Source organism: Sphingobium estronivorans, assembly GCF_008692605.1.
Classification (GTDB): domain Bacteria; phylum Pseudomonadota; class Alphaproteobacteria; order Sphingomonadales; family Sphingomonadaceae; genus Sphingobium; species Sphingobium estronivorans.
The window spans coordinates 116,843-128,924 of sequence record NZ_LFCT01000016.1 but is presented as its reverse complement, the minus strand read 5'-3'; the positions used below and the strand labels follow the sequence as shown (position 1 = coordinate 128,924).

Genomic DNA, 12,082 nt, shown 5'->3' with positions numbered 1-12,082 from the left:
CGTCCGGTGAGCAGCCATCTATGGGAGGCTTCCCGAACCGTCAAACACTTTTTGCAATTTTATTTCAGAAATTTTTGGGAGTTGGCGGATAGAGCGGTTTCGACGGCCAGGAACGGCCCGGAATATGGGAATGACAATGGGTTTGCAGGACGCCGACGCGAGCGACGCCGGTTTTGGCATCAGGATCAGGAGTGCGATTCTCTGGCGTTCGGGCAGCCAGATTCTGGCGCAGATGCTGAGCTGGATCGTAACGCTGGCGGTGATCCGCCTGCTCGATCCCGCCGATTATGGTCTGTTCGCGATGACTCAGGTGATTCTGAACTTCGCCACCTTCCTCAATGGCTATGGGCTGGTGAGCGCTTTGGTGCAGTCGGAAACGGTCGAGACGCATAGGCTGCGGCAAGCCTTCGGCATCATGCTCCTGCTGAACGGCGGACTTGCCTTGGCGCAGCTTGCGATCGCGCCGCTGGCCGCTGACTATTATGACCAGCCCATGGTCGCGCAGCTCCTCCGTGTGCAGGCCCTGCTTTATCTGTCGACGCCCTTCATCTCGATTCCCGAAGCCATCATGGGGCGCGCAATGGATTTCCGGCGGCCCGCCTTGGTCAATCTGATCGCGGCGATGGCGTCAGCGGCGGTCGCGCTGACAGGCGCACTGTCAGGCTGGGGCGTGTGGACGCTTATATTCGCGCCGATTGCGGGATTTTGGGTCAAGGCTGTCGGCTATGTGCTGGCGACGGGGTTCAAGCCGATCCCCAGTTTCGATTTTCGCGGCACCGGGGCGATGGTCACCTATGGCGCATCCTTGCTGGGCGGGCAGCTTTTCTGGATCGTGCAGAGCCAGGCCGACATCTTCATCGGCGGACGCGTGCTGGAGCCGCATCAGCTGGGCCTTTATGCCGAAGCGCTGTTCCTCACACAGATATTCGTCAGCAAATTCATCCCGCCGCTCAATGACGTCGCCTTCCCCGCCTATGCGCGAATGCAGAAGGAACCAGCGCGAATCGCATGGTCCTTCTGCAAGGCGGTGCGGTTGCTGCTGCTGATTTCCTGCCCGGTCTATCTGGGAATGGCGGCGGCCGCCGGGCCGCTGGTGGAAACCCTGTTCGGCGGGAAATGGCGGGACATGGCACCCTTCGTCGCCATTCTGGCGCTCGCCATGCCGTTCATGACCTTGCAGGTGATGTTCGCGCCGGTCAGCAATGCGCTGGGACGACCGGGCACGACCGCTCGGGTCGCGGCGGTGGGCGCGCTGCTGATGCCAACGGCCTTTTTCATCGGAATTCGATTCGGCGCGATCGGGCTCGCCTGGGCATGGCTGTGTGCTTTCCCGCTGCTGACGCTCGTCACCGCCAAGCTGGCGGGCGCGCCCATGGGATTGCGGTTGATCGATCTGGGACGGGCGGCGGCACCCGGCCTGGGATGTTCCATGCTGATGGCGGGGGTCGTGCTGGCCGTTGATCGGATCCTGCCGCCACTGGCCGCGCCGATCCGGCTGGGGATTCTGGTGCCGGCCGGCGGCCTTGCCTTTCTGACCGCATTGATGCTCTGCGCGCGAGGCAGCTTGATGGAACTGGTCGCTCTGGTGGTGCGGCGAGCGCCTCCGGAGCAGGCACCCGCCTAAACCATCACGCGGTCTGGATGTAGTCGCGCAATGCCGCCGCTTCCGATTCCATGCTGTCGATGCGAAACTTGACGAGGTCGCCGATCGACACCAGCCCGATCAACGCGCCATCCGCCACCACCGGCAAATGACGGATACGCCGCTTTGTCATCAGGGACAGGCAATGGATGACGGGCGTTTCGCCATCGGTGGTGATGGCCGGCGTCGTCATGACCTCGCGCAATGGCCGTTCCAGAGCCGCCGCACCTTCCTGCGCCACGCGATAGACCAGGTCGCGCTCGGAAAAAATGCCCACCACCTGGCCATCGTCGACCACCGGCACGCAGCCGATTCGCCGCTCCGCCAGCAACCGCACCACCGACTGGACCGTGTCGCCCGATCGCGCCTGGACGACATCCTGACCCTTGCATTGCAGAATCGTGGCGATCGTCATGATCCGTCTCCTTAGTGCCGAATAAGCCTTCTCAATTCCCTTGATGATCCCACTTTCGCACCCCAAAGAAAAGGGATGACACGCAAGCACGCCCTTGATGATCCACAAACCGCAAAGGTCGCCTGGCGGCGATTCCGGCGCATCATGACGGGAATGGCCCTGGGTGGAGCGCTGTGCGTCGCAGCGGCGCTGATCTTCCTGCGCTGGTGGGCCGGTCCGATGCCGATTCACATGGTCATCGCGACCATATTGGGGGTATGGTTGACCTTCATGCTGGGAACGGGGCTGATGGCCCTTGCATTTCTGTCCAGCGGTACGGGCCATGACGAGCAGGTGATGGACCCGATGAAAGACGAGGTTCCCATTGACGACTGAGAAAAAAGGCGAGGTGGTGCTGCGTATCGTGCCGCACCTGACCGACATCAACAGCAACGGTCACATCTTCGGCGGCTGGGTATTGAGCCAGATGGACATAGCGGGGGGCATTGTCGCCGGACGGATCGCCCAAGGCGCCGTCGCCACCGTCGCCGTCGAAAGCATGAAGTTCATTTCGCCGATCCTGCTCGGCGACATCGTGTCGGTCTATGCGCATGAGGAACGGCGCGGCCGCACCTCCATTGCCATACGGGTGGATATCGTTGCGACCCGGGGGTGCGAACGAAGCGAGGTGAACGTCACCAGCGGCCTGTTCACCTTCGTCGCGCTGGACGAGCATCACCGGCCCCGGCCCTTGCCGGACGCCTGATCGGCCGGGAAGCGATGAAAAAAGGGACGGCGCATCAGCACCGTCCCTTTTTCATTCCATCACTCAAATGATCGACGTCACTCAGCCGCTTCTGCTGCGGGACGCGCGCGCCGGGTGCGCTTGCGCGGCGCGGCTTCCTCGGCCGGCTCCGCATCATTGTCGGCGCGGGCGATGGACGGCGGCAGGACGGCCAGGTCCAGCCCTTCCTGGGAATCGTCCTTGGCAGTGGCCGTCTTGCGTGGGCGACCGCGACGCGGACGGGGCGCTTCGGCCTCGGGCTGCGGCTCCGGTGCAGCTTCGGCAACCCGTGCAGCTTCGGCGACGACTTCGCGCTGGGGCTGTTCGGCGTCTTGCTGCGCTACCGGCTGTTCGCGGCGGCGGTCGTTCCGATCATTCCGGTCATTACGCTCATTGCGATCACGACGATTGCGATCTCCACGCTCCGCGCGGGCTTCGCGATAATCTTCACGGCGACGCTCATGGCCCTGCGGGCGTTCGAAGGCCTGTTCGGTGCCGACATCCTCGCCACCTTCCTCGGCCGCCTCGAAATCGTCGAAATGGTCCTCGAAACTCTCGTCACGCGGACGGAAGCGCTGTTGCTGCTCCTCCTGCCGGGCACGATTATCGGCCAACACGCGGAAATAATGGTCGGCGAATTGCAGATAATATTCCGCATTCACCCGATCGCCGGCCATCTGCGCGTCGCGGGCCATATTCTTGTATTTTTCAAGAAGCTGGGCCGCATTGCCGCGTGCGCGGTTGTCGATCCGGTTGCCATTGTCGCCACCACCCCGATTGCCACCATTGGGACGGCCATTATTGTTCCGGCCGCGATTGCGACGGCCGGCCTGCCTGTTGTTGATCAAGAGCTGATCCTTGCGTTCACTTTGCCATCATTCACTGAAACCACAGTTCAGTCCTCAAACTCAGCCTGCGCATCAGGCCGGGTAAGGCTCCGCCGGACAGGGGCCACCCGGCCCATGCCCTTGAATTGCCAGAGGGCGCTTGCGCAGCAGCGCCGTCGTGACTTTGAAGGAGCGGGAAAACGGCCTTTTCTTGGCTAAGCCCCACAGGGCAGATCCTCAGGATAATGCCGTCCCTGAAGCCCATGTAGTGACTCGCGCGCCATAAACCAAGCAATTTTCGCTTGTGCCGGCGCAAATCCACCGCGCGCTCAGGCCAGACCGGCCGGAGTCGCCACCAGACAGCGATCATGCCCGGCAAGATCGCGGCGCGCCGAAATGCCAAGTCCTTGTTCTGCAAGCAAAGCCGACACGCTGACCCGCTGGTCATAGCCGATCTCGATCGCTGCCATGCCGCCCGGTGCCAGCAAGCGCGGCAGCATCGGTGCGATCCGGCGATAGTCGTCCAACCCCTCCGCACCGGCGAAAAGCGCGCCGTCCGGTTCGTGGAGAACGTCGCCTGAGAGCAGGACGTTGCGGGCGATGTAGGGCGGATTGATGAGGATCAGGTCAAACGGCCCCTCCATCCCTTCAGCCCAGTCGCCGAGGTGGAAATCGGCGCGGTCGGCAAGGCCAAGGCGTTGGGCATTGCCCCGGGCAACCGCGAGCGCGGCGGACGAAACGTCCACACCGACACCGCTCGCCAACGGCCACTGGCTGAGCGCCGCCAGCAGCAACGCGCCCGAGCCGGTGCCAAGGTCAAGGACATGTGCCGGCGCCCGTTTCGAGAAATGATCGACCGCCGCCTCGATCAGCGTTTCCGTGTCGGGACGCGGGATGAGGACGTCGGGCGTCACATGCAGGCTGATCGTCCAGAAATCGCGGGTGCCGGTGATATAGGCAATGGGTTCGCCCGCCAGCCGCCGGTCGAGAAACAGGTTGAAGCCGGGCGGAACACGGAGGTCGCGCTGGCGCATCAACAGGTCATTGCGGCTGACACCCAGCGCATGGGCGAGCAGCAGTTCAGCGTCGAGGCGCGGCGTGCCGCTGATCGTTTCCAGACGGGCGGCCGCATCACGCAGCGCCTGCGCGACGCTCACCCGACGCCGTCCAGTTGGGCGAGGCGCGCAGACTCGTCCTCCGCCATCAGCGCATCGATGACGTCGGACAGGCCCGGGCCTTCGAGGATTTCCGGCAACCGGTGCAGCGTCAGGTTGATGCGGTGATCGGTCACCCGCCCCTGCGGGAAATTATAGGTGCGGATGCGTTCGGAGCGGTCGCCCGAGCCGACCATCGCCTTGCGCGCGCCGGCCTGTTCGCTCTGGGCACGCTCCCGCTCCACTTCATAGATGCGGGCGCGCAGCACCTGCATCGCCTTGGCCTTGTTCTTGTGCTGGGATCGTTCGTCCTGCTGCGTCACCACGATGCCCGAGGGCAAATGGGTGATACGCACGGCGGAATCGGTGGTGTTGACGTGCTGGCCACCCGCGCCCGAAGCCCGGTAGATGTCGATCTTGAGGTCGCTGTCGGCGATCTGGACGTCGACTTCCTCCGGTTCGGGCAAGACCGCGACGGTCGCCGCCGAGGTATGGATGCGCCCGCCGCTTTCGGTGACGGGGACGCGCTGGACGCGGTGGACGCCGCTTTCGAACTTGAGTTTCGCGAAGACGCCGGTGCCGGTGACGCTGGCGACCACTTCCTTGAAGCCGCCGACTTCCGAGGCATTGGCGGACATCAGCTCCATCTTCCAGCCCTGCGCATCGGCGTAACGCTGATACATGCGGAACAGGTCGCCCGCGAAGAGCGCGGCTTCGTCGCCACCCGTGCCGGCGCGGATTTCCAGCATGGCCGGACGCGCATCGGCGGCATCCTTGGGCAGAAGCTGGAGCGCCAGCGCACGTTCGGCATCGGGCAACTGACTTTTGATCAGTTGCATTTCCTCCTGCGCCATTTCGCGCATGGCGGGATCGGAGTCCGCATCCTCGCCGCCCGCCATATATTCGAGCGCATTCAGTTCCTGCCGCAGGCGACGGACTTCATGGGCGGCCTTCGCCACCGGCTCGATCTCGGCATATTCCTTGGAGAGCCGCACGAACTCCTCCGGCGCGAGGTCGGCACGCGTCATCGACGCCTGCACCTCGTCCCGGCGCGCCTCGATCTGCGCGATGCGTTCGGCGGAAATATGCATCAGAGGGCCGCGAGTTTCTCGATCAGCGCATCCAGTGCGACGGCTTGCTGCTCACCCGTGCCGAGATTGCGGACGGCCGCCTCCCCTCGTGCCAGTTCATCGTCACCCAGGATCACGGCCCAGCCGGCGCCCGAGGCATTGGCCCGCTGCATCCGCTTCTTCATATTGCCACGATAGCCCATGTCGCACGCCACACCGGCGCGGCGCAGATCGGCGATGATGCCGGTGGCCTTGACCTCGGCGGCTTCGCCCATTGGAATGACGGCCACCGTCGGACCAGCGATTTCCGGCCTGTCGATCAGCATTGCGAGACGTTCGATCCCAGCCGCCCAGCCGACCGCGGGGGTCGAGGGACCGCCGAGATTTTCGATCAGCCCATCATAGCGCCCGCCGCCCAGCACCGTGCCCTGCGCGCCAAGCCGATCGGTAATGAACTCGAAGGCGGTATGACGATAATAGTCCAGGCCGCGCACCAGTCGGGAATGACGCTCCCACGCCACGCCCGCCGCGTCGAGGCCTGCCGTCACCGTCTCGAAAAAGGTCCTGGCTTCGTCGGTCAGATAGGCGTCGATATCCGGCGCGCTGTCCGCCACCGGGCGGTCGCGCGGGTCCTTGCTGTCGAGGATGCGCAGCGGATTGCGGTGCAGGCGGTCGAGGCTGTCTTCCGACAACTGGTCGCGATGCGCCTCGAAATGGGCGATCAGCGCCCCGCGCCAGGCTTCGCGGCTTTCCGCGTCGCCCAGCGTGTTGAGGTTCAGCGTCACGCCTTCCGACACGCCGAGTTCACGCAGCAACTGATCCGCAAACACCAGCAGTTCCACATCCGCCCCCGGCTCGCCCGCGCCGATGATTTCGGCGTCGAGCTGGTGGAACTGGCGGAAGCGGCCCTTTTGCGGGCGCTCATAGCGGAACAGCGGGCCATGGGTCGCCACCTTCAGCGGCGCATATTGCTGCCAGCCCTCGGTGATATAGGCGCGCGAAATGCCCGCGGTGAACTCCGGGCGCAGGGTGATGCTGTCGCCCCCGCGATCCTCGAACGTATACATTTCCTTCGACACGACGTCCGTGCTCTCGCCCAGCGACCGGGCGAACACCGCCGTCGATTCAAAGACGGGCACTTCCACCCGCTGGAATCCATAGAGTTTCCGTACCCGGTCGAAGGCCGCGACCACATGCGCGAAACGTTCCTGGAACGCTTCGCTCGTGCCGCCCAGCATGTCCTGCGTGCCGCGTATCGGACGCGGCGTTTCGATTTTCGCCATGGGACAGCGCCTTTAGCGGCAAAGAAGCCACAAGGAAACGCGCTTTTTTATTCTATCCTGTCGTGGGCGTTGTTGGGGGTGGACGGCAGCAATCCGGCTCGCCATGCTGTTGTTATACGGTCGTTCGGCCGAACGCTTTTTCGGAGATGTTCATGATCCGCAGCCTTGCTGCCGCCCTTTTCCTTTCAACAGCGCTTGCCACGCCGCTGATCGCGCAGGATGCAGTGCGTTCGAAGCCGACGGCGCTGCCGGTGGACAACGCCGCCCCTATCCCCAAGGACGCCCCCTATCCCGGCGGCACAATCAAGCTGGAGGTCGATGCCACCGACACGGTGCAGCGCATCTTCCGCGTCAAGGAAACCATCCCCGTCGCTACCGCTGGCCCGATGACGCTGCTGATGCCGCAATGGCTGCCGGGCAATCATGCGCCGCGCGGACAGATCGAGAAGCTGACCGGCCTGACCTTCACCGCCGACGGCAGGCCGCTGGCGTGGAAGCGCGATCCGCTCAACGTCTATGGCTTTGTGATCGACGTCCCGCAGGGGACAAAACAGATCGTCGCCTCCTTCCAGTTCCTCTCCGCCACCCAGCCCAACCAGGGCCGCGTGGTGGTGACGCCCAAGATGCTGAACATCCAGTGGGAGTCGGTGTCGCTCTATCCGGCGGGCTATTATACGCGCCAGATTCCGATCCAGGCGACCGTCACCTATCCCGACGGCTGGCAGGCGGCGAGCGCGCTGCGCGGCAAGAAGACCGGATCGGCCATCGCCTATGACGTGATCGATTATGAAGCCTTGCAGGACTCCCCGGTGTTCGCCGGCCGCTATTTCAAGCCGGTCGACCTCGGCCATAATGTGACGCTGAATATTGTCGCGGACGATGCCGACGAACTGGACGCCACGCCCGAACAGATCGCCCATCACAAGAAGCTGGTCGACGAGGCGGGCGCCCTCTTCGGCACCTATCATTTCAACCATTATGACTTCCTGTTCGCCATCACCGACGAAATGGGCGGCATTGGCCTCGAACATCATCGCTCTTCCGAAAATCAGGTCGAACCGGGCTATTTCAAGAAATGGGGCGATGGCGACGCATTGCTGGACCGCAACCTGCTGCCGCATGAATTCACCCATAGCTGGGACGGCAAGTTCCGCCGACCCGACCTGCTCTGGACGCCCGATTTCAACGTGCCGATGCAGGATAATCTGCTGTGGGTCTATGAAGGGCAGACGCAATTCTGGGGCTATGTGCTGGGCGCGCGTTCGGGCCTGTTCACCAAGCAGGAGACGCTGGACGCCTACGCCCATATCGCCGCCAAGCTCGACACCACGCGCGGTCGTGAATGGCGTCCGATGGAGGACACCACCCAAGACCCGATCATCTCCGCCCGCCGCCCCAAGGGCTGGTCGAGCTGGCAGCGGTCGGAGGATTATTATAACGAAGGACTGATGATCTGGCTGGAGGCGGACGCGATCATCCGCCAGCAGACGAAGGGCGCCAAGGGCCTTGACGATTTCGCCAGGGCCTTCTTCGGCATCAATCCGGGCGATTGGGGCCAGGTCGTCTATAATCGCGGCGACGTTATCAAGACGCTGAACGCGGTCGCGCCCTATGACTGGGCGGGTTTCTTCCAGAAATATGTCGACAGCACGACCCGGGAAACGCCCAAGGGCGGCTTCACGCTGGGCGGTTACAGGCTGGTCTATGGCGATACGCCGGGTGCGATCACCAAGGCTGCGGAAGGATCGGGCAAGTTCGTCGACCAGAGCTTCGGCATCGGCCTGATCGTCAAGAATGACGGCGAGATTTCCAATGTCGTCTGGGACAGCGCGGCCTTCAAGGCGGGCCTTGCCCTCGGGTCCAGGATCGTCGCAATCAATGGCGACGAATATTCGGGCGACCTGTTCAAGGCCGCGATCAAGGCGGGCAAGCCGTTCCAGATCATCCTGAAACAGGATAAATACTATCGCACTTTGACCCTCGCTTATTCCGGCGGCCTGCGCTATCCGCGCCTCGAAAAAATTGGAGGGGGTGAAGGCAGCCTCGACCGGCTGCTGAAACCGAAAACATAACCGTCAGATATGCCAACGCGTAGGTAAAGGCTCTTAAGTCCATGAATATCGAACTGATTCCGGTCGGCGACGATCCGCCCAACAGCCTGAATGTCATCATCGAGGTCCCCGTTGGCGGCGAGCCGGTGAAATATGAATTCGACAAGGCGTCGGGCGCGCTGTTCGTGGACCGCATCCTGCATACGCCGATGCGCTATCCCGCCAATTACGGCTTCGTTCCGCACACGCTGTCGCCCGATGGCGACCCGCTGGACGCGCTGGTCATCGCCCGCTCGCCCTTCGTGCCCGGTTCGGTCGTACGCGCCCGTCCCATCGCCGTGCTGAATCTGGAAGATGAAGCCGGCGGCGACGAAAAGCTGGTCTGCGTGCCCGACAACAAGACTTTTCCTTATTATCACAATGTGGATGAGAAGGACGATCTGCCCGGAATCGTGATGGAGCAGATCGAGCATTTCTTCACCCACTATAAGGATCTGGAAAAGCAGAAGTGGGTGCGCATCGGCACCTGGGGCGGCGCGGAAGACGCCCGCCGCATCACGCTGGAAGCGATTGAGCGCTACAAGGCCGGCAAGTAAGCATAAGCTGCCGCTGGAGTGAAAAAGGGCCGCGCCGGGATAAGGCGTGGCCCTTTTTTGTTGCCTTGCTCACCTTTTATACCATCGCGCTCGGTCTTCGACCGATCACAAGTGGGTTTCGCTCAGATGCCGCGCCGGCTTTACCAAGGTCCGATGAGTCAAACTCATCACGCCTTGGTATTAGATCAGCCGATCCGCCTCCAACGCCGCCGCCAGCGAATCGCGACCACGCGGCATTCGGGCGTGAAGGCGCGCATCCGCTTCCGCCAGTCGCTCCACGCCCATGGTCAACTGTTCCTCGGGAAGTGTGAAGGGCAAGCGCAGGAAGCGCTCGAACGCACCGCTGACGCCGAAGCGCGGTCCCGGCGCCACCCGCACGCCATGGCTTTCCGCGAGCGCGGCCAGCGCGGTCGCCTCCGCTCGCGGCAGCTCTGCCCAGAGCGACAGACCGCCCGCGGGCGATTCGACGCGCCAATGCGGCAGATGCCGTTCGATCAGCCCCAGCAGATGATCCCGACGCCCGCGCAGCATCTCCGCCCGCACGCCCAGCCCTTCGTCGGCGTCGATCAACTGCGCCACGGCAAGCTGCTCCACCACCGGGCTCGCCATGTCCATCGTCGTGCGCAGGCGGCTGAGGGCGGCGATAGTCTGCGGATCGGCGCGAATCCAACCGACGCGCAGACCGCCCCAGAAGATCTTGCTCGCCGACCCCATGGCGATGACCTGCCGCCCCGAGGGGTCATGCACCGCGACCGGCGGCGGCGGCAGATTATCCAGTCCCATCTGCGCCATCGTCTCATCGACGATCAGCGGCGTATGGCTGCGCGTCGCCGCCGCCACCAACGCGCGCCGAGCCGCCGGATCCATGCTGCGTCCGGTGGGATTGTGAAAATCGGGGATGATATAGGCAAAGCGCGGGGACGTCTGGCGGAAGGCCGCTTCCATCGCGTCTATATCCCATCCCTGCGCGGGCAGGCCGACCGGCACCGGCACGACATGCGCGCGTTGCAGCGCCTGGATCGCATTATGATAGGTCGGATGGTCGATCACCGCCCGGTCGCCCGGCCCCGCCAGCCATTGCAGCAGCAGCGAAAGGCCCTGTTGCGCGCCATTGGTGACGATGATCTGGTCGGGACTGGTGGGACAGCCACGCCGGTCATAATGGGCGGCAATGGCCCGGCGCAGCGGCGGCAGGCCGAGCGGGTCATAGCCCAGTTCGCCCAGAAAGGCGGGCAGCATCTCCACCGCGCGCTGACAGGCACGGCCCACGCCGGGCGCCGCTGGCAGGGCGGCATGAGTCCAATTCAGGATGTTACCGCCGCTGGCCATGTCGATGGCCGGCAAATCCTGCTCGATCCGGCCGGGCGGCAGGCGGGTGACGCTGCCCGACCCCTGTCGGCTTTCGAGAAACCCCTCATCGCGCAGCCGGTCGAACGCGGCGGCGATGGTCGTGCGACTCAGTCCCAGCGCGGCAGCCAGTTCCCGCTCCCCCGGCAAGCGGACATTCAGGCCGATACGCCCGTCCAACACCAGCATCCTGAGCGCCTGCGCCAATTGGCGATAGGCAGGCTCGGCGCTGTCCTCGGCGCGCCAAGCACCGAGCAGGCGAAGCAAGGAGGGCGGCCGCAGCAGCGAAGTGGACATGGCGGTCAGTTCCAATTCAAACGACGAGATGGCCGGTTACCGGATAATGGCTATTTTGTAAAAGGCCATTTTTTGAGAGGATTTCCTCCGGCGTCCTGCGCCTTTATCCCGCGATCAGGCGGATCGCCGCGCTCGATACCCAGCCGCTGCGGCAGGGTCCGTCATAGGCCTGCTTGCGATCCACCGGGTCGGACACGCCGCAATCGGCCATCGGTTCGGGGGCAAGCACGACCCCCAGCCATTTCTGATCGAGGCTGCGGGTGCAGACCCAGGCGCGGTCGCCCTCTGCCATCCGGGCGATTTCCTTTGCGTCCGCAAAGGGCGCGGCGCGCACCGCAAGCCCCTTGGCGCCGACCCGCATGGCCTGACCCATGGTGCCGCAGGCGTCGAGGCGCGGCCCGTCCTCCCCAATCGTCACCGGGCGGGTAAGGCGCGATTCCAGCCGGGTTTCCGGCACATCTTCCCGCGCCGCCCCCGCCAGCGAACTGTTGGGCAATTCCTCCAGCACGTCACTGCTTTTGGAGCAGGCGGCAAGCATCAGGACTACCGATGCAAGGGAGGCAAGGACGACACGCATAGCTGCCTGATAGACCGTGCGCCGGGCGCGCGAAAGCCGCCATGTTTCGCTTTAGTTTCA

12 protein-coding genes are annotated in these 12,082 nt (G+C 63.9%); 5 read left to right on the top strand and 7 right to left on the bottom strand.

Annotation, left to right across the window (positions count from 1 at the left end):
- The first annotated feature begins 136 nt into the window (after positions 1-136).
- On the top strand, positions 137-1,624 hold the full coding sequence (locus F7P65_RS12580) for a lipopolysaccharide biosynthesis protein (RefSeq protein WP_205452053.1): 1,488 nt from the start codon (positions 137-139) through the stop codon (positions 1,622-1,624).
- Between the two features lie 4 nt (positions 1,625-1,628).
- On the opposite strand, the gene F7P65_RS12575 is transcribed toward F7P65_RS12580, so the two are convergent.
- Positions 1,629-2,057 (bottom strand): CBS domain-containing protein, encoded by a 429-nt coding sequence (locus F7P65_RS12575; protein WP_150292174.1) that lies wholly within the window; start codon positions 2,055-2,057, stop codon positions 1,629-1,631.
- Positions 2,058-2,132: 75 nt separating this feature from the next.
- Here F7P65_RS12575 and F7P65_RS12570 point away from each other — a divergent pair, with 75 nt between their 5' ends.
- Complete coding sequence (locus F7P65_RS12570; RefSeq protein WP_150292172.1) at positions 2,133-2,432, top strand: hypothetical protein; 300 nt, start codon at positions 2,133-2,135, stop codon at positions 2,430-2,432.
- Positions 2,422-2,802: an acyl-CoA thioesterase gene (locus F7P65_RS12565; protein ID WP_150292170.1), complete on the top strand. Its 381-nt coding sequence runs from the start codon at positions 2,422-2,424 to the stop codon at positions 2,800-2,802. The genes F7P65_RS12570 and F7P65_RS12565 overlap by 11 nt, the downstream gene beginning before the upstream one ends.
- 77 nt (positions 2,803-2,879) lie before the next feature.
- Here the strand turns inward: F7P65_RS12565 and F7P65_RS12560 are convergent, their stop codons facing one another.
- The 4 genes from F7P65_RS12560 to hisS all read right to left on the bottom strand — a co-directional run bounded on the left by F7P65_RS12560 (position 2,880) and on the right by hisS (position 7,154).
- Positions 2,880-3,668: a DUF4167 domain-containing protein gene (locus tag F7P65_RS12560; protein ID WP_150292168.1), complete on the bottom strand. Its 789-nt coding sequence runs from the start codon at positions 3,666-3,668 to the stop codon at positions 2,880-2,882.
- Between the two features lie 308 nt (positions 3,669-3,976).
- Positions 3,977-4,804 (bottom strand): peptide chain release factor N(5)-glutamine methyltransferase, encoded by an 828-nt coding sequence (gene prmC, locus F7P65_RS12555; RefSeq protein ID WP_150292166.1) that lies wholly within the window; start codon positions 4,802-4,804, stop codon positions 3,977-3,979.
- On the bottom strand, positions 4,801-5,892 hold the full coding sequence (gene prfA / locus F7P65_RS12550; protein WP_150292164.1) for a peptide chain release factor 1: 1,092 nt from the start codon (positions 5,890-5,892) through the stop codon (positions 4,801-4,803). The genes prmC and prfA overlap by 4 nt, the downstream gene beginning before the upstream one ends.
- Positions 5,892-7,154, bottom strand: coding sequence for a histidine--tRNA ligase (gene hisS / locus F7P65_RS12545; protein ID WP_150292161.1), 1,263 nt, complete (start codon positions 7,152-7,154; stop codon positions 5,892-5,894). Before hisS ends, prfA begins: the two co-directional genes overlap by 1 nt.
- Before the next feature lie 152 nt (positions 7,155-7,306).
- On the opposite strand from hisS, the gene F7P65_RS12540 reads away from it, so the two are divergent.
- Both F7P65_RS12540 and ppa read left to right on the top strand, forming a co-directional pair.
- The gene (locus tag F7P65_RS12540) at positions 7,307-9,226 is read left to right on the top strand and encodes a M61 family metallopeptidase (RefSeq protein WP_150292159.1); all 1,920 of its coding nucleotides are present in this window, start codon (positions 7,307-7,309) and stop codon (positions 9,224-9,226) included.
- A 41-nt stretch (positions 9,227-9,267) separates the two neighbouring features.
- A complete protein-coding gene (ppa, locus tag F7P65_RS12535; protein WP_133654514.1) occupies positions 9,268-9,801 on the top strand; it encodes an inorganic diphosphatase in 534 nt (177 codons plus the stop codon).
- 180 nt (positions 9,802-9,981) lie between these two features.
- On the opposite strand, the gene yczR is transcribed toward ppa, so the two are convergent.
- The gene (yczR, locus tag F7P65_RS12530) at positions 9,982-11,445 is read right to left on the bottom strand and encodes a MocR-like transcription factor YczR (protein ID WP_150292157.1); all 1,464 of its coding nucleotides are present in this window, start codon (positions 11,443-11,445) and stop codon (positions 9,982-9,984) included.
- A 103-nt stretch (positions 11,446-11,548) separates the two neighbouring features.
- Positions 11,549-12,022 (bottom strand): hypothetical protein, encoded by a 474-nt coding sequence (locus F7P65_RS12525; RefSeq protein ID WP_150292156.1) that lies wholly within the window; start codon positions 12,020-12,022, stop codon positions 11,549-11,551.
- Positions 12,023-12,082: the final 60 nt, after the last annotated feature.

What these genes read in the sequence shown, in the direction of transcription:
- F7P65_RS12580 (WP_205452053.1), top strand. Translation starts at nt 137, where the DNA reads ATGGGTTTGCAGGACGCCGACGCGAGCGACGCCGGTTTTGGCATCAGG.
- F7P65_RS12575 (WP_150292174.1), bottom strand. Translation starts at nt 2,057, where the DNA reads ATGACGATCGCCACGATTCTGCAATGCAAGGGTCAGGATGTCGTCCAG.
- F7P65_RS12570 (WP_150292172.1), top strand. Translation starts at nt 2,133, where the DNA reads ATGACACGCAAGCACGCCCTTGATGATCCACAAACCGCAAAGGTCGCC.
- prfA (WP_150292164.1), bottom strand. Translation starts at nt 5,892, where the DNA reads ATGCATATTTCCGCCGAACGCATCGCGCAGATCGAGGCGCGCCGGGAC.
- hisS (WP_150292161.1), bottom strand. Translation starts at nt 7,154, where the DNA reads ATGGCGAAAATCGAAACGCCGCGTCCGATACGCGGCACGCAGGACATG.
- F7P65_RS12540 (WP_150292159.1), top strand. Translation starts at nt 7,307, where the DNA reads ATGATCCGCAGCCTTGCTGCCGCCCTTTTCCTTTCAACAGCGCTTGCC.
- ppa (WP_133654514.1), top strand. Translation starts at nt 9,268, where the DNA reads ATGAATATCGAACTGATTCCGGTCGGCGACGATCCGCCCAACAGCCTG.
- yczR (WP_150292157.1), bottom strand. Translation starts at nt 11,445, where the DNA reads ATGTCCACTTCGCTGCTGCGGCCGCCCTCCTTGCTTCGCCTGCTCGGT.
- F7P65_RS12525 (WP_150292156.1), bottom strand. Translation starts at nt 12,022, where the DNA reads ATGCGTGTCGTCCTTGCCTCCCTTGCATCGGTAGTCCTGATGCTTGCC.